We start from the raw sequence: 23911 nt of genomic DNA, 5'->3' as shown, positions 1-23911 counted from the left end.
CCAAGCCTCCATGCGCAAGCTGCTCACCGCCCTCCTGCTGACCCTCGCCGCCGCATCGGCGCAGGCCGCGCCCCGCACCCTCTGCACCCTCGTCATCGACGCGGCCACAGGCGCGGCGCTGCACGAGGCGGGCGATTGCGACACGCGCACCACCCCCGCCTCCACTTTCAAGCTCGCCCTCGCCGTCATCGGCTTCGAGGAGGGCTTTCTCACCGGCCCTCACGCCCCCGTCCTGCCCTTCCGCCCCGGCGACCCCGATTGGGGCGGCGCCAATTGGACGCGTGAGACCGACCCAACCGATTGGCTCCGCTACTCCGTCGTCTGGTATTCGCAGCGCATCAGCCAAGCGCTCGGGGAGCCAACCCTCACCCGCCACGCCCGCGCCATGGGCTATGGCAACGCCGACTTCTCCGGTGATCCCGGCTTCGGCAACGGGCTGGACCGCGCCTGGATCGCCTCATCCCTACAAATCTCCCCGCGCGAGCAAACCGCCTTCCTGCGCGGTCTGGTCACTGCCACCCTGCCGGTCTCGCCCGAGGCCATGGAGCAGACCCGCGCGATCACCCAGAGCTTCGAGGCAGGCGGCTGGGCAATCCACGGTAAGACCGGCGGCGCCTACCCGCGCCGGGCCGACCGGAGTTTCGATTATGCTGCGGGCTGGGGCTGGTTCGTCGGCTGGGCCGACAAAGAGGGGCGCACCCTCGTCTTCGCCCGGCTCACGCAGGCCCGCGAGCGCACATCGCGCTCCCCCGGCCTTCTGACACGCGATAGCCTGCTGGCCGACTGGCCCATGCTGGCGCCCTAACGCCGCCTCGCCCCGCAAGCCAGAACCGGGCGAGAGACCGCCCGATCCGTTAACACATCGCCGTCATGCACATCTGCATATGCATAGGATGTGCATGGGATGTGCATCAGTTGTGCATCAACAAAATATAGCGTTAACGCCCATCCGGCCCTGCCGCACAGGCATTAACGCAAAGCCTCAGTTGACCGGCGTCAGCAGGTCGTTTCCGGCCAGAAAGGCGCTGATATTGTCGCGCTGGAGCTTCGCCATCGCCGCCCGCGTTTCCACCGTGCCGGAGCCTTGGTGCGGCTGGATCACCACGTTGTCGAACTCGTAGAACCGCGCGTCGATCTTCGGCTCGTTCACGAACACATCCAGCCCCGCGCCATAGATCCCGCCGCTCTTCAGCGCGGCGATCAGCGCCTCTTCATCCACCGTCGAGCCACGCGAGATGTTCACCAGGATACCGCGCGGCCCCAGTGCCTCAAGCACCTCTTTCGAAACGATATTTTCTGTCGCCTTGCCACCCACCGTAGCCACGATCAGGTAGTCGACAGCCGCGGCCAGCGCCTCGGGGCTGTCATGATAGGTCCAGCCCGGAGTCTCCTTCTCGGAGCGGCTCCAATAGTGCAGGTCCATCTTGAACGGCACCAGACGCTCGGCAATCTCACGCCCGATCCGGCCAAGGCCAAGGATGCCAGCGCGGCCCCCGCTGACCTTGCGGTTCAGCCGATATTCACCCTTTTCGGCCCATGATCCGGAGCGCGCCCACTGGCTCGCATGTTCCATCTCCCGGCCGCACATCAGCAGCATCGCCACCGCAAGGTCAGCCACGTCATCGTTGAGCACATCGGGGGTGTTGGTCACGCGAATATCGCGCTCCGAGGCGGCCGCCACGTTAATGGAGTCGTAACCAACCCCGAAGTTGGCGATGACGCCGAGGTTCGGCAGCAGGTCCATCGCCTCGGCGCCAAACGGCTTGTGCCCCTTGAAGCCCGCAGCGGTGATGCCCGCCCGCGTGGCTTCGTCGAGGCTGCCGATCTCGGTGGTTTCGGCCAGAAAAACCGGGTCGAACGTCTCTTTCAGCTTGGCCAGATCGGCCTCGCTGTAGTTCCCGATTGCGATCACCTTGCTCATGGCCTGTTCCTCCCCGGCGGCGCGTCAAATGGTATACCATTCCCTCGCAGTGCGCCGCCGGGGAGTCAAGCCGATCAACCTTCGCAGATCTCCTGCACCGACTTTTTCACCGCCTCCAATGAAAAGACCTGATCCAGCCAGTCTTCCTTGAAGATCACGCTCTTGGCCTTGTCGATCGCCATCAGCGCGCCATCGCTGAACTTGCCTTCCGGGAAGATGCCAAAGGCAATCGCCAGCTCGATCTTCAGATGCCCCAGCACGAAGTCATGCGCCGCCGCCTCCGGCACCCCCATGCTCACCGCCCGGTCGGTCGCATCGCGCAACGCAAGGCTCATCGTGGCCGCCACCGTCTCGCTCAGCGCAGGTTCCAGAACGGCGATGTTTTCTAGCGTGCAGCGATGGCTCCGGGCCACTGGGGCATAGATGATCTTCGCGATTTCCTCGCAGAGCGCATAATGCTCCTCCGGCCCTTGGATCAGCGCGCAAACGATCCCCTGCGGCGCCGCGATCCCGCCGAAGTAATCCGCCTGCGCCTCCTTGGTCTCCTGCACCTCAAGGATATGCGGGTGGCAGGGGTGGGTGCAGAAATAGGTGATGTCGTCGCGCTCCGGCATCTCGCCCGCATAGGGCGCCGCCGCGTCCAGCACGATCACCGCCGCACCGGGCTTCAGCTTGTCCACGAACCCATGCGCGATCTTGCCAATCAGCCGGTCCGGCACCGCCATCAGCACCACATCGGCGTCCGAAATCGCATTGTCGCCATCGGTCACCGCCTCAACGCCCACCTCGTCCAGCAGCCGCTTGCGGCCCACCTCGGACACTTCCACATGGTCAATCTCAAATCGCGTCGGCTTGAGGTTCTGCGCCAGCCGAACGCCCATCTTTCCGCCCGCACCGAGCAAAGCAACCTTGGTCATCTCATTCTCCTCCTGCGGCACCACCGCCGCGTTTGATCCATCCAAAATAATCGTCCGACCCCATCTGCCCGCCCTTCAGCGCCAGCTCGAGCCCGGCCAAATTCTCATCTTCCGAATGCGCCCTGAGCAGCGCCGCACCGGGGATCGTCGGAGCCAGAGCGGTAAAGGCAAAAAGCCCCAACTCGCGGCTCGCATGGCCGCTGGTGTCCCCACCCGAAATCACCGCCCGCTTGAGCCCCGTCTGCCGCAGCAACCGCGCCAGCACCTTGCCCAGCGCCGCGCCGATCCGCGCATTCGCCTCTTCCATCCCGCCCGCAGGCACCGCCGCCCGCAGCCGCGCCACGGCAGGGTCATCCGGCCCTTTCGCGGTGTAGATCAGCGGGTCGCGCCCGGCCTCCAGCGCCTTCAAAGCCGCCTCATAGGCCCCCGTCTCTTCGCCCCGCACGGCCGTCACCGCATCCAGCTCGATCCCCTCGAACCCATGCGCCTCGGCCCATGCAATCTGCGCCGCCGTCACCGGTGAGACGGAGCCGGATACGGCCAGCATCCGCTCCACCGGCCCCGCGCTCTCCACCCGGTCCTGGGCAGACAGCCAGCCCTGCGCCCGCCAGTGCTCCACCAGCGCGTATTCCACCCCCTGCGAACCCACCGCATACACCGGCGACTGGTCCCACATGCGCTGCCCGACCCGGCCCATGTGGGCATCCGTCATCGCATCGAATGACCAGACCTCCGCCTCCGGGCTGGCCCCCAGATCCTCCAGCGACACCAATCCAAAGCTCTTACCCGTCTGCTTGGCGAGATGCCGCGCCACGTCGCTCTCGTCCATCGGCGTCACCGGATGCCGCGCCATCACCGGATGCCGGTCGAGCCGGAACACCCCGCCGGGGCCGGACGCAAACAAATGCCCGAAAGCCTGATATCGCCGCATCTTCGGCGCGGCGAGGAGGCACGGAATGAACGGCCCCCGGACCACCTCCGCGCCGATGTCGATGGCCTTCCCGATCGAGCCGATCTCAGGCGAGCTATCCAGCGTCGAGCAGGTCTTGTAATGCACCACCCGCGCACCCGTTCCGGCCAGAAAGCGAAACACCCCCGGCAATTCCCGCTCCATCCAGCCGGGCGAATGCGACCGCGCCGTGGTCGCCACCCCAACCGCCCGCACGCCGGGAAACCGCGCCAGCTGCGCCTCGGTCGGCACATCCAGAAACAGCACCGCAGGCACCCCGGCAAACTCCAGCACCTCCATGCTGGCCGCCGAGCCGGTGAAGTCATCCCCCACCCAGCCGATCAGGGTGCCTCCCGGCAGGCTCATCCAAAGGCCTCCAGCGCGCCCTTCAGCGCGGGCCGGGTCGCAGCATAGTCCTCCGCCGGAACGCCCGAAACCGCCGCCTCCCAAGCCTCCCGCAGCGAGGCCACGCCCGCCGCAGGCCCGTCCGGGTGCGCCATGATCCCGCCGCCCGCCGCGTGGATGCAATCGGCATGGCCGACCCGCGCATAGGTCTCCGCCGCCTGCACCGCCGTCTGGCCCGAGGAGAACACCGGCATCGCCACGCAGGGCTTGTCCTCCCACAGCGGCGTGCCGACAGAGAGCGCCGAGGTGACCACACTGTCATCCCCCTCCGAGAACTTGTTGCGCAGCCCGTTCACATGCATGTGGTCCGCCCCCGCCAACCGCCAGAGCTTGCTCCACGCGGTGTAATCCCAGCCCAGCATGTCCGCGCGGCTGAGATAGCCCCAGCCACAGCGGTGCGCATGGATAGGCAACTCCGAATGGCGCGAGAAGGCGAGAAAGCCCGCAAAGCCCACCGAGTTCAGCGACACCATCGCGCAGGTCGCCCCAAGCTCCAGCAGCAGGTCATGCCGCCGCCGCATCTCGTCCACCTCGCCAGTGAGGTTGAAGGCGAACATGACCTTCTTGCCGGTCTTCTCGGCATGGTCGTTCAGCACCCGCATCACCGCCCGCGCCCGGTCGTCGAACGGGCAATTCGGCCCGTCGCTCTGCAACTCGTCATCCTTGATGAAGTCGATGCCCGCCGCCGCCAGATCCCCGGCCAGCGAAGCCGTCTCCTCCGGTCCAAAGCCCACAGAGGGCTTCACGATAGTGCCGATCAGCGGCCCGCTCGCCACGCCGCTCAACCGCCGCGTCCCCTCGATCCCGAACTTCGGCCCCGGATAGGCTTCGCCAAACGCCCGTGGCAGCCGGATATCCCGCAGCCGCAATCCCGAAAACTGCCGCAACTCAAAGAGGTTGCCCGCCACCGTCGCCACAAGGTTCGGGATCGACGGCCCGATGTTGCCCATCGGCCAGCTCAACGTGACCTTCGCCCGCGTATACCGCTCCCCCGTGGCCCCGCCGCCCAGCGACGGCTCCGCCACCTCGCCCACGACCTCCAGCGCCTCCACCCGCGCCGCCGACCGCTCGCGCAGCTCCGGCGTCTCGCCCGGAACGCTGACGAAAGTGCCGGAAGATTGCTCCCCCGCCATCGCCTCCGCCGCCTTGGTCGGGTCCACCGGGGTTTCGATCAGGTAGTCCGCTTCGATGCGTTCACTCATTGGAAGTGATCCTGGTGATAGAGTTCATTGGCGCGCTCGAGGTGGTCGCGCATGGCCTTCGCCGCCGCGCCCTCATCCCCCGCTGCAATCGCATCGAGGATGGCGCGGTGCTCGGTCAGTGTCAGTTGCTCCAACCCGCGCTTGCGCACCGCCTCTGCGTGAAAGTCGCGCAACCAATCGAACACACCGGCAGCGAGGGTTTCGAAGATGGGATTTGCCGAAATGGCCGCAATCCGGCGGTGGAACTTGCCGTCAATCTCAAGAAACTTCTCCGGCTCCTCTGCCGAAAGCTCCTGCGCCGCCAGCAGCGCCTCCAGCGAGGCGATGTCCACCTCTGTCCGGCGGCGTGCGGCGATCCGGGCCATCTCGGCCTCCAGCGCCGCGCGGGCCTCCTTCAGGTGGTCCATCGAGGAGGTATGCGCGAGCAGGTGCCGCACCCCGGTGCCTAGTTGCCCGATCAGCCCATCGAGCGACGGCTCCGCCACCCTCGGGCGCCCGCCATGCCGGATTTCGATCACGCCGCGATGCTGGAGCGCCTGCATCGCCTCGCGGATCGCCGGTCGCCCGATCTCGTATCGCGCCATCAGCTCCCGCTCGGAGGGCAAGGCATCGCCCGGGCCAAGGCCGTCCTCGCGGATCAACCGCAGCAGACGATCCTGCACCTCATCGGCCAGCTTCCGGGGCTTTATCTGATCTGGTAAACTCATCATACCAGTTGCTAGCGCAAGCGCCCGCACCGATCAAGAGCCTTGCTTGGCTCAGATGTCCTGCGCCGCCTTCATCCAGCCCAGCGTTGGCTCCGTCTGCCCGCCGGGCTTGTACTCCGCCCCCAGCGGAGCCTCCCAGCCCAGCGCCTTCAAGTGCCTGTAGATATGCGTGAAATTCACTTCCCCATGATCCGGCGCGCCCCGGTCCGGCACCGCCGCGATTTGGATATGCCCGATCTTCGGCAGAAGCCGCTCCAGCCGGTGGCTCAGGTCGCCTTCCATCAGCTGCACATGGTAGCAGTCGAACATGATCTTCAGGTTCTCCGCCCCCACCTCGGCCAGAATCGCCTCGGCCTGCGCGGTGGTCGAAAGGAAGTATCCCGGCGCGTCATAGTGGTTGATCGGCTCGATCAAGATGGTCTTGCCCAGCCCCGCCGCCTTGTCGCAGGCATAGCCCAGCGCCTCGACAAAGGTGTCGTGGTCGCCGCCGAAGCCCGCCATCACATGCACCTTTCCGGTGCCCGTGGCCTCGGCATAGGCGAGCGCCTCGTCGATGGCATCCCGCGCCTCCGCCTCACGCCCCGGCACCGCCGAAAAGCCCATCTCGCCGATTGAGGCATCGCCCCGCGAGGCATTCAGGCCCAGCATCTCCAGCTCGGTCTCGGCCAGCGCATCGGCCACCTCGCCCGCAGGCACCGCGTAGGGCCAATGGCACTCCACCGCGTCGAACCCCGCCGCCTTGGCAGCCCGGATCGCTTGCGGAAGCGGCAACTCGCTCCAGAGGAACCCGAGGTTGGCCGAAAATTTCATGCATCCCACTCCAGGTTGAACTTGCTCACCAGTGCCTGCACCTGCCCGTCGTCGAGGCCCCGTGCGCCCATGCCGCGCGTCATCAGCGCCAGCTTGGCCGTGGCCTCCAACTCCTCGATCGCGTTGCAGGCCGCCTCCACGTCCTTGCCCGCCACCACCGGCCCGTGGTTGGCCAGCATCACCGCAGAGCGCTTGCCCGCCAGCCCGCGCACCGCCTCGCCCATCGCCGGATCGCCCGGCAGGAAGAACGGCAGCAGCTTCACCCGGCCCAGCTGCATCACGCCATAGGGGGTGAGCGGCGGCAAAAAGTCGTCCTCGTCTGCCTTAAGCATCGAGAGCGCGACCGAGTGGCACGAATGCAGGTGCACCACCGCCCCCGCCGTGCCGCGCGTGTCGTAAAACGCCGTGTGCAGCGCCATTTCCTTGGTCGGCTTGTCACCGCCCACATGCTGCCCCGCGCTGTCGAACCGCGCCAGCCGCCCCGGGTCGAGCCGACCAAAGCTGGTGCCCGTGGGTGAAACAAGCAGCCCGCCATCCTCGGTGCGGGCCGAGATATTGCCGGTCGAGCCGTGGGTCAGCCCCCGGTCGAAAAGCGATCTTGCCAGCATGCAAAGCTGTTCGCGCAGGGCCGTCTCGCTCATGCCAGCATCCCCAGCGCATCGGAAAAGAAGCTCTCGGTCCCGAAGTTGCCCGACTTCAGCGCCAATGCAATCTCCTCGCCGCCGGAGACGCACCCGCACCACGGCACGCCCGGCGCAATCTCGCGGCCCACATCGAGCCGGGTCACGCCCAGCGCCTGCGTGACCGCGCCCGAGGTCTCGCCGCCCGCCACGACGATCCGCCGCGCGCCTTGGTCGCGCGCCTGCACCGCCAGCGCGGCCAGCGCCTGTTCGACCACTTCGCCAGCACGTGCTGTCCCCAGCTCGCTCTGCGCACGGCGCACCGCCTGCGGTTCCGCCGTCGCATAGACGATCGGCGCCTTGCCCATGTCCTGCTTCGCCAGCCAGTTGGAGGCCGCGCCGTGGCCCTCGGCGGCCAGCACCAACGGATCAAGCTCGAAGGCCGGGCCAGAATAGGCCGCCACCTGCGCGCGCGTCATCGCCGAGCAACTGCCAGAGAGCACCACCGCCCCCGGCCCCACCTGCGGCACCGTGGCTTCACGGGCGCTGTCATCCAGCAGCCCTGCCTCGCGGTAGAGCGCCGGCAAGGGCATCGCCAACGCCGAACCGCCCGTCATCAGCGCCATGTCGCGGCCCGCGCGGGCGATGATCTCGAGGTCGGCATCCGCCACCGCATCCACGACCACATGCGCCGGGGCCTTGGCCAACGCCTCGGCCAGCGCCTCCGCGCCCCGCGCCACGGTGAGCCTGTCCACCAGCCCCACCTCCCGCGTGACCTGCGGGCCAAGCAGCCGCATCAGGTTGCTGTCGCGCATCGGGGTCAGCGGATGGTCCTTCATCGGACTCTCCGCCAAGGGCTGCTGCCCGACGAAGAGGTTGCCCATGAACACCGAGCGTCCGTTCTCCGGAAAGGCCGGGCAATACACAGTGCGATCCGCCCCCAGCGCCGCCATCAGCGCCTCCGATACCGGGCCGATGTTGCCCTCTGCGGTCGAGTCAAAGGTGCTGCAATATTTCCAAAAGAACCGCTCTGCCCCGGTGCCCTTCAGCCAGTCGAGCGCGGTCAGCGCCTCCGACACGGCCTCGCTCACCGGCGCAGTGCGGATCTTCAGGGCGACCACCTCGAAAGGCGCATCGCTCTCGCCGTCCTCCGGCACCCCGATGCGCAGCGAAACCTTCGCTCCGCTCCGCGCCAGCAGGCCCGCCAGATCGGTGGCACCCGTGAAATCGTCGGCAATCGCCCCGAAAATGGCCATGTTATTCCTCGTGAATTCCGTCAGCCGTGAAGGCCCCGCCCTGATAGACGACCTGCGGCGCGTCGATGGCAGGCATCTCCTCCATCTGCTCCACAACGGCGCGGTAATCTTCGGCCCGGTCCTGCGGCTCCCAGCCGAGGAACCCGACCTCGCGGTTGTCCCACCAGCCGGTCGCGTTGTTGGAGGCGCCATACACAATCGGGCAGCCGATCTTGGGCGCGCGGAACACGGCCTCAATCAGCCGCACGAAATCGTCGTAGCTCATCCAGCTCGCCAGCATCCGCCGGTTCTTCGGCTCGGGGAAGCAGGAGCCGATCCGCACACTCGCCGTCTCAATGCCGAATTTGTTGTAATACATTGAGGCCATCGCCTCGCCGAAGACCTTGCTCACACCATAGAGCCCGTCCGGCTGGGTCAGGGCATTGGCGTCGAGCCGGGTGGTCTGCTTGTGAAAGCCCACCGCGTGGTTTGAGCTGGCAAAGATCACCCGGTTGCAGCCCGTGTTCCGGCAAGCCTCGTAGAGGTTGAACACCCCGTCGATATTGGCGTTGCGGATGACAGACCACGTATCCTCGATCGACCGCCCGCCCAGATGCACGATCCCGTCGCAACCACGCACGAGGTCTTCCACCGCCGCCTTGTCTCCAAGGTCGCAAACCACGACCTCCTCGTTCTCCCCGGCGGGCGGCATCTCGACCACATCAGAGAGCCTCAAAGTTTTTGCCATATGTTTCAGACGGTCGCGGCACATCGAGCCAAGGCCGCCAGCGGCGCCGGTGATCAGCAGTCGGTTCATCATAGTCTTCTCTCCCTGTCAGGATTTATGCGCATGGGTTTTCAGGAAGGCCAGAGCAGCCTCCCGCATTTCCGCGGTTTCGGCATGGTCGGCTTCCGGTTGGAAGAAATGGGTGAACCCCTCGGGTGGCAGCTTGGCCAGCGCGGCTTCACGGGCGGCTTGCGGCGTCAGCGCATCCTGCCCGCCGTGGGCCACGAAGAGCGGGCGCGGCGCGATCCCCGCGGCCACATCGCCTTGGTCGCCCATGCGGAGCAGGCCGGGCGCGGTGTACCACGGCCCGTGCCGCGCATGGGCGCCGGTCTCAATCATGGGCGCGATATCGGCCAGCATGATCAGGCTCACCGCCCCTGCGACCCTCGGCTCCAGCGCGGCGAGCCACGTGCCGAGCCCCGCACCCATCGAGGCGCCCCAGGTGAAAATCCGTGCCGCATCCACGCGCGGGTCAGTGGCCAGATACTCGAACGCCCCGCGCTGGTCGGCCAGCATCCGGGCAAAGAGCGAGCGCCCATGCCACGCCTCGGCCAGTGACAGCGCCTCTTCGCTGCCCTCGGCCTGCCGCGCGCCAAACCCCGGCATGTCGATGCAATACACCGCAAAGCCCGCCGCCACCAAGGCCGGTCCGGGTGGCCCGCTTGTCCACCATGCGCCCTCGGTCAGCTCGCGTTTGCCAAGCCCGTATTCGCCTCCGTGGGCATGGCAATAGAGCACCGCTGGAAACGGCCCCGGCCCGTCGGGGCACAAGAGCACCCCGCCCGCCAGCGGCTCCGCCGGCGCCCAACCCACCAGCTCCTCGAAGCGCATCAGGTGTAGCCGTAGGAGCCGTCAGGCCGCACGGGCAACTTGCGCTCCCAATGAATGTATCGGTCGGTCGCGAGAAACTCCTCGTCGATCTCCACACCCCAGCCGGGCCGGTCGGGGCGCAGCTCCAGATGGCCGTCCACCGGCATGTAGGGGTCTTTCACATAGCCCGCCGCCTCATCGGTTTTCACCATGTCGCGGGTCAGGAAGGCCGAGGTGCCCGGCAGCCGGTATTCGAGGATCTTGAAGTTGGGCTGAGCGGCGCAGAAATGCACGTTCACCGCCGTCGCCAGCGGCCCCATCGGGTTGTGCGGCGCAACGTTGACATAATGCGCCTCGGCAATCGCCGCGATCTTGCGCATCTCCAGCAGCCCGCCCACCGCGCAGATATCGGGCTGGATGATGTCAGCCCCCTTCACCGCCAACAGGCGGTTGAACTCGAAGCGCGAATACAGGCTCTCCCCGGTCGCCAGCGGAACCTTGAGCTGCCGCTTCAGATCACCCCAAGCCTCGATGTTCTCCATCCGCATCGGCTCTTCGTAAAAGAGCGGGCGGAAGGCAGCGAGCGCATTGCCCATCTCCACCGCCTGATAGGGCTCGAAGAGGCGGGCGTGGGCATCAAAGGCAAACTCCGCGTCCGGGCAAAGCGCGCGCAGCTCAGCCACCCATTCCTCGGTCTGGCCAACCACCCTGTGCCACGGCTCGGCATGAATATCGCAACGATAGGGCGAGAGCTTAAAGGCATTGAGACCCCACGCCTCCCGGTGCTCCGCCACATGGTCGGCCACCTGCGCCGCATCGGGCGCCGAGTAAACGCCCTGATACACCCGCACCCGGTCGCGCACATGCCCGCCGAGCAGCTTGTAAACCGGCACGCCCAGCGCCTTGGCCGAGATATCCCACAGCGCATGGTCGATCCCGGCGATGGCGGCGAGGCCAAGCGCGCCGGGCGGAAAGCGGCTCTGCTGGAGCAGCTTCAGGATCAGGCGCTCAATCCGCGTCGGGTCTTCGCCCTCGATCTGGAGATAGAGGTAATCAAGCAACGGCGGCAGGGCGCGGTCCGGCCCGTGGTTGTAGCACTCGCCCCAGCCGGTGATCCCCTCGTCGGTATCAACCGCCACGATCACGCGCGGCCGGTTGCCATCGCGCGACATGAAGCTTCTCAAGCCAGTGATCTTCATCCCGCAAACCTCGCCTGCTCAACGCCCGTCACGCCAAGGCCGGTGACGGCAAAAAGGTTGCCATCCAGCGCATCCGGCGCATCGGAGCCAATAGAGGTCACATAGAGAATATCGAGGTTGCGCCCGCCGAACATCGGCTTGGTCGGGCGCTCTACCGGCATGTCGATGATCCGGTCCACCTTGCCCTGCGGCGTGATCCGCACCAGCTGCGCGCCGCTGATCCCGGCCATCCAGTAACAGCCATCGGCATCCACCGTGCCCCCATCGGGCCGCCCTGCCACCTCGCGGGTGTCAAAGAAAACCCTCCGGTTGGAGGGCGTGCCGCTATCGGTGTCGTAGTCGCAAGCCCAGATGGTGCGGACCAGCGGGTTGCTGTCGGAGTAGTAGAGCGTTTTGCCATCGGGGCTGAAGGCGAGGCCGTTGGTGGTGTAGACCTTGTCGAAGAAGGGCGTCACCGACCCATCCGTGCCGTAGCGGTAGAACTGCCCCAGTTGCTCCGGGTCGCCGCCATCTTTCATCGTGCCCGCCCAGAACCGGCCCTGCATGTCGGTGCCGCCATCGTTGAAGCGGTTGCCGGGCCTGTCGGCCTCGGGGTCCGTAAGGAAGGTCTTTGTTAAGGTTTCCGGGTCATAAAGATAAAAGCCGGACTTCGCCGCCACGATCAGCCCGCCAGCCTCCCGCCGGGCAATGCACCCGACCGGCTCGCCAAAGTCGAACGCCTCGTCGCTGCCATCCTCCCCGGTGCGGTGGATCTTTCCGCCAGAAATATCGGCCCACCACAGCGCCTGGTCGCCCACGTCCCAAACAGGCCCCTCTCCCAGCTGCGCCCGGGCGGGCACGGCCACATCAACCGAAACTGTCATGGATCACTCTCCCTTGAACACCCGCCGCTCGGACGCCTCGATATGCTCGGCCATCGCCGCCCGCGCCGCCTTGGCATCGCCCGCGGCTATCGCGTCAAAGATCCGACGGTGCTCGTTTCCCATTGAGACTTTGCCCTCCCGGTATCCGGTGGAGCCAAGACTGCGCACAAACTTACCGATAAAAAACATCTGCGGCCGGAGCATGCGCAAAGTATCAAGTATAAACCTGTTGTCAGACAACTCCGCGATCCGCACGTGAAATCGCGCATCCATGTCGATGGTCGAGGTGCCCTCGCGCACGCTCGCCTCCATGTCTTCCAGCATGGCCTCCAGCGCCGCAACCTCCTCCCGCGTCACCTTCTGCGCCGCCAGACCGGCACTCTCGACCTCCAGCATCTTCCGAAAGCCGATGTAGGCCGCGATATCATCGATGCTCTGCAACGGCGCATATCCGGCGCCCAGCTGGTCGCCACCCCCGCTGATGAACGACCCGGCGCCCTGCCGCGACACGATCAGCCCATCTTCGCGCAACCGCGCAAGGGCCGCACGAATCACGGGGCGCGATACACCGTGCTCCGCCGAAAGGTCCTTTTCCGCCGGCAGCTTGGCCCCCAAAGTGTAGTGCCCGCTGCGGATCTGCCCGAGCAGGCGCTCGTACACCTGATTTTCCAGCCGCCGCGCGTGGGCCGCCTCGCCGCGCGAAGGCACTTCTTTCGACACAGTATTCATTAACACGTTCTCCCGCCCGGAGATGTATCACGGGCCTTGAAATTACAACATGAGATAATTTGTTTGACAAGTTGTCATCGGAAATGCTGACCTTGTGCCGCTGAGACTCGGAAGAGCGAAAGCACAGGGAGGAAAATCCATGACACGAAATTGGCGATTCTCGTCAGTGGCCGCGCTTGCCGTCGGCGTATTCTTGCATCCGTTCACCGCCCAGGCAGGCGAAGCGCCCGCGCTGGCCGAAGCCGTTGCCGCGGGCAACCTGCCGCCCTTGGAAGAGCGGCTGCCAGCCCAGCCCGAGGTGGTCACGGGGCTGGAGAACATCGGCACCTACGGCGGCAAACTGCGCCGGATGCTCGGCGGCTCGAACGATCACAACTCCATTCTGCGCATCATCAGCCCGCAGGGGCTGACCCGCTGGAAAGCCGACTTTTCCGGCGTGGTGCCCAATGTGGCCGAGAGCTGGGAAACCAACGAAGACGGCTCCGAGTTCACCTTCAAGCTCCGCGAGGGCATGAAGTGGTCGGACGGCGAGCCCTTCACCGCCGATGACGTGGTGTTCTTCGTCAACGACTTGTTGAACAACAAAGAATTCTACCCCAACCCGCCCGCACGCTTCGTGGTGGCCGGGGAGCCGATGCAGGCCGAGAAGGTGGATGACCATACGGTGACGCTGAAGTTCGCTGCACCCTACGGCACCTTCCTGACCGAGCTGGCCACGCCGCTCGCACAGGAGCCGGTGCTCTGGGCCAAACACTACTGCCAGCAGTTCCACCCGGCTTACAACGACGACGTGCAGTCGATGGTGGATGAGACCGAGGCGGTCGAAGATTGGCCCGCGCTCTACCGCCTCAAGTGCGGCGAGGTCGAGGCCCCCAACCGCTGGTCCAACCCCGAGCGTCCCACGCTCGACCCTTGGGTGGTCACCGGCGAGGGCTATTCCGCCGGTTCCACGCAAGTGGTCATGGAGCGTAATCCCTACTTCTGGCAGGTCGACGAGGAGGGCAACCAGCTCCCCTATATCGACACGCTGGAGATGGGTGTTGCGCAAGACAACGAGGCGCTCGTGCTTGAGGCCATCGCTGGCAACATCGACTTCCAGCGCCGGAAAATCTCGAACCCGGCCAACAAGCCGGTCTTTGCCGAGAACGCCGAGAAGGGCGGTTTCGAGATCCTCGACATGATCAACTCGAACTCCAACTCGATGGCGATCCACTTCAACCACACGCACAAGAACCCGCAGATGCGCGAGTTCATCCGCAACAAGGATGTGCGCGTGGCGCTGAGCCTCGGGATCGACCGCGAGGAGATCATCGACATCGTCTACCAGGGCCAGGGCGAACCCTACCAAATCGGGCCACGGCCGACCCACGTGCTCTACAACGAGCAACTGGGCAAGCAGCACACCGAGTATGACCCTGACAAGGCCAATGAGCTGCTCGATGCCGCCGGCTATGCCGAGATGGACGACGAAGGCTACCGCCTGTTCCCCGATGGCACCCGGATCGTGTTCAACGCGCAGTATACCGGCGTTGAGCAACCCGATTGGGGCGACAGCCTCGAGATCATCAAGGAGCAATGGGAAGAGATCGGCATCGAGCTGAACTCTACCTCTGTCGAACGGTCGATCTACTACTCGCGCGGTGAAGCCAACGAGCATGACTTCATGGTCTGGGGCGCGCCCGGCGGGCTGGACCCGACCCTCTCTCCGCGCGATGTGCTCGCCGTGCATCCGCAGGCCAGCTGGTTCGGCATTCCGTGGACGCGCTGGTATCTGTCCGGCGGCTCGGAAGGTGAAGAGCCGACCGAGAGCATGAAGAAACGCCTCGCGCTCTACGACAGCTTCAAGCAGGAGGCCGATCAGGAGAAGGCGCTGGATATCTTCCGGCAGATTCACCAGGAGGCCGCCGACGAGATGGAAATCATCGGCATCTCCCTCGCCCCCAACCTCGTGGGCGTGGTGAACAAGAACCTGATGAACGCGCCGCGTAGCCTGCCCTCGTCGTGGATGTATCCCGACCCGGGCCCGACCCTGCCGCAAACCTGGTACTGGCCGGAAAGCTGACCCTTCGGGCGGGCCTTAGGGCTCGCCCCCACCGCCCTTCGGCGCAACGACTACCCTGACAGGCAAACCCAATGATCTGGCGTTACATCCTGAAACGCATCCTCTGGATGGTGCCGTTTCTCTTCGGTGTCTCCATCGTCGCCTTCCTGCTGATACAGGCGCCGCCGGGAGACTACCTGACGACCTATATCGCCAAGCTGGGCGAGAGCAACGAGGTGCTGGACCAGGCCTCGATTGAAAATCTCCGCGCCCGCTTCGGCCTCGATCAGCCGCTTTACGTGCAGTACTTCAAGTGGGTGAGCCGCCTTCTGGTGGGCGACTTTGGCATGAGCTTCGAGTGGCGGCAGCCGGTGTCCGATCTTGTCTGGGGCCGCATGGGCCTGACACTCTGCCTCTCGATGGCCACCCTGCTCTTCACATGGGCCGTGGCCTTCCCCATCGGCGTCTACTCCGCCGTGCGCAAGTATTCCTTCGGTGACTACCTCGCCACCACCATCGGCTTCATCGGCCTCGCCACCCCCAACTTTCTGCTCGCGCTGATCCTCATGTATATCGGAGTGGTCCACTTTGGCGCAGATGTCGGCGGCCTCTTCTCGAACGAATACAAGAACGCCCCTTGGAGCTGGGCCAAGGTATGGGACCTGATGAAACACCTCTGGCTTCCCGTCGTCGTGCTCGGCACTTCGGCCACCGCCTCGCTGATCCGCATCATGCGCGCCAACCTGCTGGATGAGCTGAACAAGCCCTACGTCGACACCGCCCGCGCCAAGGGGCTCTCGGAGTTCTGGCTCATCATGAAATACCCGGTGCGGGTGGCGCTGAACCCATTTGTCTCGACCATCGGCTGGGTGCTGCCCAACCTCGTCTCAGGCGCGGTCGTCACCGCCATCGTGCTGAGCCTGCCCACCGCCGGGCCGCTGATGCTTCAGGCTCTTCTAGCGCAGGATATGTATCTCGCAGGGGCCTTCGTGCTGATGCTCTCCTCCCTCACCGTGATCGGGATGCTGCTTTCAGACATCCTCCTCGTTCTGCTCGACCCACGGGTGAAGTATGACTGAGACCCCCTCCAAAGCCCTGCCCGACCAGCCCGACGAGCCGCTCGCCGTGGCCGAGGCGCACTCGCCCGATGAGGTGGCAATCGCCTCGCAATGGCAACTCACGTGGTGGGCCTTCAAAAAGCACCGGCTGGCGATGATCGGCCTTTGGGTCATCGGCTTCATGTACATCGTGTCGCTCTTCGCCGGCTTCGTAGCCCCAAACGACCCCACCGACAGCAACCGTCGCGCCGTCTATCACCCGCCGCAGATGATCCACTTCATCGACAGCAGCGAGGATGGCTGGAGCTTCCGCCCCTACGTCTACGAGATGGATCGCGAGCGCGACCCCGACACGCTGGCCGTTACCTATGTGCCGAGCGGCGAAAAAATCTACCTGCGGCTCTTCGGGCGCGGGCAAGAGTACAAGTTCTGGGGCCTCTGGGAGACCGACATTCACCTTCTGGCCACGGTCAAACCGCGTGACAATTTTTTCCTCTTCGGGGCCGACAGGCTGGGGCGCGACATGTTCTCCCGCGTGGTCTACGGCACCCGGATTTCCATGAGCATTGGCCTTGTCGGCGTGGCGATTGCGCTGGTGCTGGGCATCACGCTGGGCGGGATCTCGGGCTACTACGGTGGGCGGATCGACACGGTGATCCAACGGCTGATCGAGTTCGTGCTCAGCCTGCCGACCATCCCGATCTGGCTGGCCCTGGCCGCCGCGCTGCCCCCCTCATGGCCGATCTACCAGCAGTATTTCGTGATCACCCTGATCGTCAGTCTCGTGGGGTGGACAGAGCTGGGGCGCGTGGTGCGCGGGCGGTTCCTCGCGATGAAGAACGATGATTTCGTCATCGCTGCCCGGCTCGATGGGGCCAGCGAAAAGCGGATCATCTTCCGCCACATGCTGCCCTCGCTGACCAGCCACATCATCGCCTCGCTGACGCTGGCGATCCCGCTGATGATCCTCGCCGAAACCGGCCTGAGCTTCCTCGGCCTTGGCCTTCAGCCCCCCGCGATCAGCTGGGGCGTGCTGCTGAAAGAGGCGCAGAACATCCGCTCGATCAGCCAGGCCCCCTGGCTCTTCATCCCCGGCGGCTTCGTCGTCGTCGCGGTTCTGGCATTCAACTTCCTTGGAGACGGCATGCGCGATGCCGCAGACCCTTATGGCCACTGAAGCAAGCAGCCGCCCGATCCTCTCGGTCGAAAACCTCAATGTCGGGTTCAACACCCGCAAGGGCATGTTCGACGTGCTCCACGGTGTCAGCTTCGAGCTGAACCGGGGGCGGACCACGGCGATCGTGGGCGAGAGTGGCTCGGGCAAGAGCGTGACCGCGCGGGCGATCCTGAACATGGTGCCGCGGCCGGGGCAGATCAACGGCGGGCGCGTGCTGTTCCGCCCCTCCAAGGGCAGCGAGATCGAAACCACCGCGCTCGACCCGCGCGGCAAGGCGATCCGCGATATCAGGGGCGGAAAGATCGGGATGATCTTTCAGGAGCCGATGAGCAGCCTCAGCCCGGTGCACACCATCGGGAACCAGATCATCGAAGCCGTCCGGCTGCACCGCGACTGCACCAAGCAGGAGGCCCGCGAAATTGCGCGCCAGATGTTGGAGCAGGTGGAAATTCCGAAGCCGGAAAAGGCCTTGGATCAATACGCCTTCGAGTTTTCCGGCGGCATGCGCCAGCGGGCGATGATTGCAATGGCGCTCTCGTGCCACCCCGATGTGCTCATCGCCGACGAGCCGACCACGGCGCTGGACGTTACCACGCAGGCCGAAATCCTCGACCTCATGCGCAAGCTTCAGGTCGAACTGAACATGGCGATCATGTTCATCACCCACGACATGGGCGTGGTCGCCGAACTGGCCGATGACGTGGTGGTGATGGAGAAGGGTCATGTGGTGGAAACCGGCCAGACCGGGCCGCTCTTTGCCGAGCAACACCACCCCTACACCAAGCGGCTGCTGGGCGCCGTGAAGCGGCTGGAGGAGCCGGCGGCAGCCAAGGTGCGGCCAGCGGCGGATGCGCGGGAGATCCTGCGGGTCGACGACCTGCGGCTGCATTTCGAGAAACGCGAAGGCTTTTTCCAGCGCGTGACCGATGTGACCAAGGCGGTGGACGGCGTGAGCTTTTCGCTCAAGGAGGGCGAGGCGCTTGGGATCGTGGGCGAAAGCGGCTCGGGCAAGACGACAGTGGGCCGCTGCATCGCGCGGGTCTATGACCCGGAGGGCACGGTGGATTATCGCGGCTCCAACCTCGTGACGGCCGGCAAGGCGGAACTGCAAAGCTATCGCCAGCAGATCCGTATGATCTTTCAGGACCCGTTTGCCTCGCTCAACCCACGGATGACCGTGAAGCAGCTCATCGCCGAGCCGCTGGTGGTGAACGGCGTGGCCTCTGGCTCCGAGCTTGAGGACCGGGTGGCAACGCTGCTGCGCGAGGTCGGTTTGCAACCCGAGATGATGGAGCGCTACCCACACGCCTTCTCGGGCGGGCAGCGGCAGCGGATCGTGGTGGCCCGCGCCATCGCATTGGAACCCAAACTGGTGATCGCCGACGAGCCGACCTCGGCGCTCGACGTTTCGATCCGGACGCAGGTGCTCGACCTGCTGCTGCGGCTTCAGGCCGAGATGGGCCTAAGCTTTATCTTCATCAGTCACGACATGGCCGTGATCCGCTATTTCTGCGACCGGGTGGCGGTGATGTATCGCGGCAAGATCGTAGAGATCGGCGAGACCGAAGAAATCATCCAGAACCCGCAGCACCCCTACACACAGGCGCTGCTCTCGTCTGTGCCCATCGCCGACCCGGCCCTGCGCGGCACCCGCCAGCGGCATCGCTATTTGGGAGAGGGCGCGTGAGCTACGCGGAGGGCATCGCGGAGATGATCGCGCTGGGGGATTTTCCCTCGCCCGAGGTGGCTGCGGCCTATTGGAATGAGGGTGTGCCCGAGGCGCCTTTCGAGGATCTCACCTACACCGGCGGAGCGGGACAGCCGCAGCGGGCACGGCTCTACAGGGGCGGAGGGGCCGGGACTTTGCTGTACATCCACGGCGGCGGATGGGCGGGAGGCTCTATCGAGCTGCACCAGCCTTCGGCAGCCGGGATGGCGCTGCAAAGCGGATGGGACGTCCTGAGCATCAGCTACCGGCTCGCCCCGGCCCACCCCTTCCCCGCCGGTCTGGAGGACTGCCGCGCGGCGCTAGACTTCCTCGCCGCCAAAGGCGGGAAAATCGCCATTGGTGGAGCATCGGCAGGGGCCAACCTTGCTGTGGCGACTTCGCTCTCGACCGATGTGCCGCTGGCCGGAATGGTGCTGTTCTACGGGGTCTATGGCGACGATTTCGAGACAGAGAGCTACCGACGCCACGAAGCCGGCCCCGGCCTGACCCGCGCCCGGATGCAGGAACTCTTTGCCATGTATGACCCCGGCCAATCCCGCGACGCGTTGATCGCCCCGCTCAAAGCCGACTTGCACGGCCTGCCGCCCGCCCTGCTAATCGCCGCTGAAGTGGACGTTCTGCGCAGCGAGAACGAAGCCATGGCGGACGCGCTGCAAAACGCCGGGGTGCCGACCACGTGGCACGTGGAGCCGGGCGTGACCCACGGATTCATCAATCGCGGGCGCCTTGTGCCTGCCGCCGAGGCCTGCATCACGCGAGCCGCACATTTTCTCAAGGAGACCCTCACATGAAGATCGAGCGCGTCGAGGCGATCACCTTCACCCACCGCACCTATACCCAGCGCGACAGCGACGGGCACAACCACCCCGGACCGGAAGGCACCGGCACCTCGGCGCTGCTGCAGATCACCTGCGACGATGGCACCGTGGGCCAAGCCATGTGCCGCCCGACCGACCTGCGCCCGGATGTGCTGGAGCGTTTCGTGCGGCCCAACCTGATCGGGCAAAGCCCGCTGCTGATCGAGCGGGCGTGGTATGCAATCTACAAGTGGCAGCGGCTCTCGGGCGGGCAGCTGACCGATCGCGCGCTCACCGCTGTCGACCTCGCACTCTGGGACTTGATGGGCAAGGTCACGGGCCAGCCGGTCTGGAAGTTGATTGGCGGCTACCGCCCCAAGATCCTCGCTTATGGCTCGACCATGTGCGGCGATGACATGGAGGGCGGGCTGGCGACGCCCGAGGATTACGCCCGCTTCGCCGAGTGGATGCTGGGGCGCGGCTACAAGGCGATCAAGCTGCACGGGTGGATGGTGCCGATGCCCGGCGCGCCGGACGTAAAGCTCGATTACCGCGCCTGCGCCGCCGTGCGCGAGGTTGTCGGCCCCGATATCCCGCTGATGCTCGACCCGCATCACTTCTACCCGCGCTCCGATGTACTCTGGCTCGCCAACAAACTGGCGGAGCTGGATTTTGTCTGGATGGAGGAGCCGATGGAGGAGGCCTCGATGAGCTCCTACAAGTGGCTCACCGGGAACACCGGGCTCAACATTCTCGGGCCCGAGACGATGACGGGAAAGCACTGGACGCGGGCCGAGTGGGTGAAACACGACGCCTGCGACATGGTCCGCACCGGGGTGTGGGATGTGGGCGGGATCAGCCCGGCGATGAAATGCGCCCATATGGCAGAGAGTTTCCACATGGCCTGCGAAGTGCATGGCACTGGCGCGGGCAACCTCGCCGTGGCCCTCGCCTCGCACAACTGCACCTATTACGAGCGCGGGCTGCTGCACCCCTTCATCGATTACGATGCGCCGGCGGACTACCAGAACCGGATCGACGACGAGATGGATGCAGATGGCTACGTGCATGGCCGCGAGGAGCCGGGGCTGGGGCAGGACCTGAACATGGAATACATCGAGGCGCATCGGGTGAATAATGACTGACCTGCGCATCGCGGACGTTCGCGTCACCCCCATCGCCTTTGCCGATCCGCCGCTGCTGAACAACGCGGGCTGCCACCAGCCTTTCGCGCTGCGCTCGATCATTGAGGTGGAAACTGAAGATGGCGTGGTGGGCCTTGGCGAGAGCTACGGCGCGGCGGCGGTTGTGGAGGGGATCAAGGCTGCGGGGGCCGCAATGGTCGGCCGCAAGGTGACGGACCTCAACGCGCTCTGGGCGGCGGCGCAGGGCGGCGGGCGGACGGAAGGCTACACCGGGGCAGAGGCGGTGGTGCCGCGCGTTGTCGCCGCCATCGAAGTGGCGATGTGGGACGCGCTCGGCAAGGCGACCGGGCAGCGGGTGGTGGACCTGCTGGGCGGGCAGGTGCGGGAGCGCGTGCCGTTCTCGGCCTACCTGTTCTACAAGTTCGGCGCCCACGCCGATGGCACCACGGATGACTGGGGCGAGGCGCTCACGCCTGAGGGTCTGGTGGAACAGGCCCGCAAGATGGTGAGCGAGAACGGGTTCAAGGCGATCAAGCTGAAGGCGGGCGTGCTGGAGCCGGAGGAGGAGATCGCCGGGCTTGAGGCGCTCCGCGTGGCCTTCCCCGGTGCGCCGCTGCGGATCGACCCGAACGGCGGCTGGACGGTGGAGACCACGCTGAAGCTGCTGCCCAGGCTGACCGGCCTGGTGGAATACCTCGAAGACCCGACTGCCGGGCTGAGCGAGAACGCGCAGGTGCAGGCAGCGACCGATATTCCGCTGGCGACCAACATGTATGTGGTTGAAAACGCGCATCTTCCGGCCAATGCGCGGCTGGACGGGTTTCGGGTCATCCTGAGCGATCACCACTACTGGGGCGGGCTGATGGCCTGTCGCCAGTTGGCGCATATCTGCGATCTCTGGGGGTTGGGGCTGGGCATGCACTCCAACTCGCACCTGGGGATTTCGCTGGCGGCGATGACCCATCTGGCCGCCGCCACGCCGAACCTTACCTACGATTGCGACACCCATCAGCCGTGGCAGGTAGACGAGGTGATCGAGGGCGGCAAACTCGCTTTTGACGGCGGCTCGCTGGCGGTGCCCGAGGGTCCGGGGCTGGGGGTGACGCTGGACCGCGAGGCGCTGGCGCGGTTGCACCAGAACTACCTCGCCTGCGGCTACACCAAGCGCGACGATGCCACCGAGATGCGCAAGCACTGGCCGGACTGGACCTTTGGCCGGCCGAAGTTCTGACGGTCAATCGGGGAAGTAGGCGGGATGATCGGCGCGGAGCTTTTCAAGGCGGCTGACGGTTTGGCTCAGGTGATTGCGCACGGCGGCCACGGCCTGCTCGGCATCGCCTGCCGCCAGTGCGGCGATGATCTCGCGGTGCTCGCGGATGATGCGGCTGACCTTCTCGTCATCCCACATGTCGAGCCGCCGCAGGCGGTTGAGGTGGCCGGAGCGGGAGCGGATCAGCCGGTGCAGCCCAGCATAGCCCGCGGCAGCGAGCAGGGCTTGATGAAAGGCGTCGTCGATATCCTGAAAGGCGGAGATGTCATCGCCATTGGCGATCACCATTTCCTGCATGGAAACCAACGTCTTGAGCCGGGTCAGGGTATTTTCGCCCACGCCTTCGGAAGCCAGCTTGCGGACCACCTCAATCTCGACGGAGCGGCGCAGAAAATGGGCCTCTTCGATCTCGTCGGGGTCGATGCGGGTGACGAGGGTTTTGCTCTGGGGGAAGATATCCACCAGGCCCTCAGCCTCGAGCTTTTGCAGGGCGTCGCGCAGCGGGGTCTGGCTGATGCCATACTCGCGGGCCAGCTCGTTGCGGGTGAGGACAGTGTCGGGCGGGAGCTGGAGAGAGATGATCCGGCGGCGGAGCGAATCGAGCGTGCGGGCCGCGGCAGTTTGCGGGGCACCACGCCCGTCAGCCCCGATTCCGAGGCGGGCGATGACGTCTGTGAAGGTGCCCTGATCGTTCATGTTAGCGTTATCAACCCTGAAACTACGGCATTCTGCCAACCCGAGTGGGCCATTGCAAGACCAGAGGCACTAATATATCAGTTGGCGCGACACGAGCCAGAACACGGGAGGTTGCGCCATGTCGTTCACTGAAGAGATCCGCGAGCGGCTGATGGGCGTTTCCGTCGCCACGCTCGCAACTGCCCTCTACAAGCGCGGCCTGCGCAATCAGGTGTTGCAGGATGTGCGGCCGGTGGCCGTGAAGGGCCGCAATATGGTCGGGCCGGCCTTTACGCTTCGCTACATTCCCGCGCGAGAAGACCGGAACCAGCTGGTTGTCTTCCGCGATCCGAACCACCCGCAGCGGCAGGCCATCGAGCAATGCCCGGAAGGGCACGTGATGGTGATGGACAGCCGGAAGGACCCGCGCGCGGCCTCCTCGGGCGACATCCTGATCACCCGGCTCATGGTGCGCGGCGGCGCGGGCGTTGTCACCGATGGCGGCTTTCGCGATGCGGGGACAATCGCCAAGCTCGACATCCCGGCCTATCACAACCGCCCCTCCTCCCCGACGAACCTGACGCTGCACGAGGCGATCGAGATCAACGGACCGATCGGCTGCGGCGATGTGGCGGTCTTCCCCGGCGACGTGATCGTGGGTGACTACGAGAGCGTCATCGTGATCCCGGCGGAGATTGCCGACGAGGTGAGCGCCGAGGCGGTGGAGATGACCGCCTATGAAGATTTCGTGGTGGAGCAGGTGAAGGAGGGCGCGACGATCATCGGCCTCTACCCGGCCACCGAGGAAGAGAACCTGGCCAAGTTCGAGACTTGGCGCAAAGAGAACAATCGCTGAGGAAAACCC

The 23911-nt window shown here is 65.5% G+C and carries 23 protein-coding genes; 9 read left to right on the top strand and 14 right to left on the bottom strand.

Translation table 11 applies throughout. The annotated features are described in order from the left end of the window. Positions 1 to 10: 10 nt before the first annotated feature. A complete protein-coding gene (blaOXA, locus tag ACUXVX_RS04120) occupies positions 11 to 805 on the top strand; it encodes a class D beta-lactamase (RefSeq protein ID WP_446310494.1) in 795 nt (264 codons plus the stop codon). 177 nt (positions 806 to 982) lie between these two features. Here the strand turns inward: blaOXA and ACUXVX_RS04115 are convergent, their stop codons facing one another. The 13 genes from ACUXVX_RS04115 to ACUXVX_RS04055 form a co-directional block, all read right to left on the bottom strand. After that, positions 983 to 1921: a 2-hydroxyacid dehydrogenase gene (locus ACUXVX_RS04115; protein WP_222470756.1), complete on the bottom strand. Its 939-nt coding sequence runs from the start codon at positions 1919 to 1921 to the stop codon at positions 983 to 985. Between the two features lie 74 nt (positions 1922 to 1995). Then, positions 1996 to 2838, bottom strand: a complete 843-nt coding sequence (locus ACUXVX_RS04110; protein WP_446310493.1) for a phosphogluconate dehydrogenase C-terminal domain-containing protein — start codon at positions 2836 to 2838, stop codon at positions 1996 to 1998. A gap of 1 nt (position 2839) precedes the next feature. After that, positions 2840 to 4153 (bottom strand): four-carbon acid sugar kinase family protein, encoded by a 1314-nt coding sequence (locus ACUXVX_RS04105; RefSeq protein ID WP_446310492.1) that lies wholly within the window; start codon positions 4151 to 4153, stop codon positions 2840 to 2842. Continuing rightward, complete coding sequence (locus ACUXVX_RS04100; protein WP_446310491.1) at positions 4150 to 5394, bottom strand: ribulose-bisphosphate carboxylase large subunit family protein; 1245 nt, start codon at positions 5392 to 5394, stop codon at positions 4150 to 4152. The genes ACUXVX_RS04105 and ACUXVX_RS04100 overlap by 4 nt, the downstream gene beginning before the upstream one ends. Further along, positions 5391 to 6101, bottom strand: a complete 711-nt coding sequence (gene nanR, locus ACUXVX_RS04095; RefSeq protein ID WP_222470760.1) for a transcriptional regulator NanR — start codon at positions 6099 to 6101, stop codon at positions 5391 to 5393. Before nanR ends, ACUXVX_RS04100 begins: the two co-directional genes overlap by 4 nt. A gap of 51 nt (positions 6102 to 6152) precedes the next feature. Continuing rightward, positions 6153 to 6911 (bottom strand): hydroxypyruvate isomerase family protein, encoded by a 759-nt coding sequence (locus ACUXVX_RS04090; RefSeq protein ID WP_446310490.1) that lies wholly within the window; start codon positions 6909 to 6911, stop codon positions 6153 to 6155. Next, positions 6908 to 7552, bottom strand: a complete 645-nt coding sequence (gene otnC, locus ACUXVX_RS04085) for a 3-oxo-tetronate 4-phosphate decarboxylase (RefSeq protein WP_446310489.1) — start codon at positions 7550 to 7552, stop codon at positions 6908 to 6910. Before otnC ends, ACUXVX_RS04090 begins: the two co-directional genes overlap by 4 nt. Continuing rightward, positions 7549 to 8787, bottom strand: a complete 1239-nt coding sequence (otnK, locus tag ACUXVX_RS04080) for a 3-oxo-tetronate kinase (RefSeq protein WP_446310488.1) — start codon at positions 8785 to 8787, stop codon at positions 7549 to 7551. The genes otnC and otnK overlap by 4 nt, the downstream gene beginning before the upstream one ends. Position 8788: 1 nt before the next feature. Further along, on the bottom strand, positions 8789 to 9586 hold the full coding sequence (locus ACUXVX_RS04075; protein ID WP_446310487.1) for an NAD-dependent epimerase/dehydratase family protein: 798 nt from the start codon (positions 9584 to 9586) through the stop codon (positions 8789 to 8791). 15 nt (positions 9587 to 9601) lie between these two features. After that, on the bottom strand, positions 9602 to 10384 hold the full coding sequence (locus ACUXVX_RS04070) for an alpha/beta hydrolase family protein (protein WP_446310486.1): 783 nt from the start codon (positions 10382 to 10384) through the stop codon (positions 9602 to 9604). Then, a complete protein-coding gene (locus ACUXVX_RS04065; protein WP_446310485.1) occupies positions 10384 to 11535 on the bottom strand; it encodes a mandelate racemase/muconate lactonizing enzyme family protein in 1152 nt (383 codons plus the stop codon). The genes ACUXVX_RS04070 and ACUXVX_RS04065 overlap by 1 nt, the downstream gene beginning before the upstream one ends. A 23-nt stretch (positions 11536 to 11558) precedes the next feature. Further along, a complete protein-coding gene (locus tag ACUXVX_RS04060) occupies positions 11559 to 12425 on the bottom strand; it encodes an SMP-30/gluconolactonase/LRE family protein (RefSeq protein ID WP_446310484.1) in 867 nt (288 codons plus the stop codon). 3 nt (positions 12426 to 12428) lie between these two features. Beyond that, a complete protein-coding gene (locus ACUXVX_RS04055) occupies positions 12429 to 13154 on the bottom strand; it encodes a FadR/GntR family transcriptional regulator (RefSeq protein ID WP_446310483.1) in 726 nt (241 codons plus the stop codon). Positions 13155 to 13293: 139 nt separating this feature from the next. Here ACUXVX_RS04055 and ACUXVX_RS04050 point away from each other — a divergent pair, with 139 nt between their 5' ends. From ACUXVX_RS04050 to ACUXVX_RS04020, 7 genes are all read left to right on the top strand, one after another. Continuing rightward, the gene (locus ACUXVX_RS04050) at positions 13294 to 15216 is read left to right on the top strand and encodes an ABC transporter substrate-binding protein (protein WP_446310482.1); all 1923 of its coding nucleotides are present in this window, start codon (positions 13294 to 13296) and stop codon (positions 15214 to 15216) included. 71 nt (positions 15217 to 15287) lie between these two features. Next, positions 15288 to 16274 carry an ABC transporter permease gene (locus tag ACUXVX_RS04045; RefSeq protein ID WP_261385239.1) on the top strand — a complete coding sequence of 329 codons (987 nt, stop codon included), beginning with the start codon at positions 15288 to 15290 and terminating at the stop codon, positions 16272 to 16274. Continuing rightward, positions 16267 to 17430 carry an ABC transporter permease gene (locus ACUXVX_RS04040; RefSeq protein WP_446310481.1) on the top strand — a complete coding sequence of 388 codons (1164 nt, stop codon included), beginning with the start codon at positions 16267 to 16269 and terminating at the stop codon, positions 17428 to 17430. The genes ACUXVX_RS04045 and ACUXVX_RS04040 overlap by 8 nt, the downstream gene beginning before the upstream one ends. Further along, the gene (locus tag ACUXVX_RS04035) at positions 17405 to 19117 is read left to right on the top strand and encodes an ABC transporter ATP-binding protein (RefSeq protein ID WP_446310480.1); all 1713 of its coding nucleotides are present in this window, start codon (positions 17405 to 17407) and stop codon (positions 19115 to 19117) included. The genes ACUXVX_RS04040 and ACUXVX_RS04035 overlap by 26 nt, the downstream gene beginning before the upstream one ends. Then, positions 19114 to 19950, top strand: coding sequence for an alpha/beta hydrolase (locus tag ACUXVX_RS04030; RefSeq protein WP_446310479.1), 837 nt, complete (start codon positions 19114 to 19116; stop codon positions 19948 to 19950). Before ACUXVX_RS04035 ends, ACUXVX_RS04030 begins: the two co-directional genes overlap by 4 nt. Next, positions 19947 to 21101 carry an enolase C-terminal domain-like protein gene (locus ACUXVX_RS04025; protein WP_446310478.1) on the top strand — a complete coding sequence of 385 codons (1155 nt, stop codon included), beginning with the start codon at positions 19947 to 19949 and terminating at the stop codon, positions 21099 to 21101. Before ACUXVX_RS04030 ends, ACUXVX_RS04025 begins: the two co-directional genes overlap by 4 nt. Beyond that, complete coding sequence (locus tag ACUXVX_RS04020) at positions 21094 to 22332, top strand: enolase C-terminal domain-like protein (RefSeq protein WP_446310477.1); 1239 nt, start codon at positions 21094 to 21096, stop codon at positions 22330 to 22332. The genes ACUXVX_RS04025 and ACUXVX_RS04020 overlap by 8 nt, the downstream gene beginning before the upstream one ends. 3 nt (positions 22333 to 22335) lie before the next feature. On the opposite strand, the gene ACUXVX_RS04015 is transcribed toward ACUXVX_RS04020, so the two are convergent. After that, positions 22336 to 23067: a GntR family transcriptional regulator gene (locus tag ACUXVX_RS04015; RefSeq protein WP_446310476.1), complete on the bottom strand. Its 732-nt coding sequence runs from the start codon at positions 23065 to 23067 to the stop codon at positions 22336 to 22338. A 118-nt stretch (positions 23068 to 23185) separates the two neighbouring features. Here ACUXVX_RS04015 and ACUXVX_RS04010 point away from each other — a divergent pair, with 118 nt between their 5' ends. Then, the gene (locus ACUXVX_RS04010; RefSeq protein ID WP_446310475.1) at positions 23186 to 23902 is read left to right on the top strand and encodes a ribonuclease activity regulator RraA; all 717 of its coding nucleotides are present in this window, start codon (positions 23186 to 23188) and stop codon (positions 23900 to 23902) included. Positions 23903 to 23911: the final 9 nt, after the last annotated feature.

The organism is Vannielia sp. SX4 (genome assembly GCF_052828525.1).
This window is presented reverse-complemented; position numbering and strand designations above follow the sequence as displayed.

Excerpts from the sequence above, each read along its gene's own strand:
- blaOXA (WP_446310494.1), top strand. The coding sequence starts at position 11 with ATGCGCAAGCTGCTCACCGCCCTCCTGCTGACCCTCGCCGCCGCATCG.
- ACUXVX_RS04115 (WP_222470756.1), bottom strand. The coding sequence starts at position 1,921 with ATGAGCAAGGTGATCGCAATCGGGAACTACAGCGAGGCCGATCTGGCC.
- ACUXVX_RS04110 (WP_446310493.1), bottom strand. The coding sequence starts at position 2,838 with ATGACCAAGGTTGCTTTGCTCGGTGCGGGCGGAAAGATGGGCGTTCGG.
- ACUXVX_RS04105 (WP_446310492.1), bottom strand. The coding sequence starts at position 4,153 with ATGAGCCTGCCGGGAGGCACCCTGATCGGCTGGGTGGGGGATGACTTC.
- ACUXVX_RS04100 (WP_446310491.1), bottom strand. The coding sequence starts at position 5,394 with ATGAGTGAACGCATCGAAGCGGACTACCTGATCGAAACCCCGGTGGAC.
- nanR (WP_222470760.1), bottom strand. The coding sequence starts at position 6,101 with ATGAGTTTACCAGATCAGATAAAGCCCCGGAAGCTGGCCGATGAGGTG.
- ACUXVX_RS04090 (WP_446310490.1), bottom strand. The coding sequence starts at position 6,911 with ATGAAATTTTCGGCCAACCTCGGGTTCCTCTGGAGCGAGTTGCCGCTT.
- otnC (WP_446310489.1), bottom strand. The coding sequence starts at position 7,552 with ATGAGCGAGACGGCCCTGCGCGAACAGCTTTGCATGCTGGCAAGATCG.
- otnK (WP_446310488.1), bottom strand. The coding sequence starts at position 8,787 with ATGGCCATTTTCGGGGCGATTGCCGACGATTTCACGGGTGCCACCGAT.
- ACUXVX_RS04075 (WP_446310487.1), bottom strand. The coding sequence starts at position 9,586 with ATGATGAACCGACTGCTGATCACCGGCGCCGCTGGCGGCCTTGGCTCG.
- ACUXVX_RS04070 (WP_446310486.1), bottom strand. The coding sequence starts at position 10,384 with ATGCGCTTCGAGGAGCTGGTGGGTTGGGCGCCGGCGGAGCCGCTGGCG.
- ACUXVX_RS04065 (WP_446310485.1), bottom strand. The coding sequence starts at position 11,535 with ATGTCGCGCGATGGCAACCGGCCGCGCGTGATCGTGGCGGTTGATACC.
- ACUXVX_RS04060 (WP_446310484.1), bottom strand. The coding sequence starts at position 12,425 with ATGACAGTTTCGGTTGATGTGGCCGTGCCCGCCCGGGCGCAGCTGGGA.
- ACUXVX_RS04055 (WP_446310483.1), bottom strand. The coding sequence starts at position 13,154 with ATGAATACTGTGTCGAAAGAAGTGCCTTCGCGCGGCGAGGCGGCCCAC.
- ACUXVX_RS04050 (WP_446310482.1), top strand. The coding sequence starts at position 13,294 with ATGACACGAAATTGGCGATTCTCGTCAGTGGCCGCGCTTGCCGTCGGC.
- ACUXVX_RS04045 (WP_261385239.1), top strand. The coding sequence starts at position 15,288 with ATGATCTGGCGTTACATCCTGAAACGCATCCTCTGGATGGTGCCGTTT.
- ACUXVX_RS04040 (WP_446310481.1), top strand. The coding sequence starts at position 16,267 with ATGACTGAGACCCCCTCCAAAGCCCTGCCCGACCAGCCCGACGAGCCG.
- ACUXVX_RS04035 (WP_446310480.1), top strand. The coding sequence starts at position 17,405 with ATGCCGCAGACCCTTATGGCCACTGAAGCAAGCAGCCGCCCGATCCTC.
- ACUXVX_RS04025 (WP_446310478.1), top strand. The coding sequence starts at position 19,947 with ATGAAGATCGAGCGCGTCGAGGCGATCACCTTCACCCACCGCACCTAT.
- ACUXVX_RS04020 (WP_446310477.1), top strand. The coding sequence starts at position 21,094 with ATGACTGACCTGCGCATCGCGGACGTTCGCGTCACCCCCATCGCCTTT.
- ACUXVX_RS04015 (WP_446310476.1), bottom strand. The coding sequence starts at position 23,067 with ATGAACGATCAGGGCACCTTCACAGACGTCATCGCCCGCCTCGGAATC.
- ACUXVX_RS04010 (WP_446310475.1), top strand. The coding sequence starts at position 23,186 with ATGTCGTTCACTGAAGAGATCCGCGAGCGGCTGATGGGCGTTTCCGTC.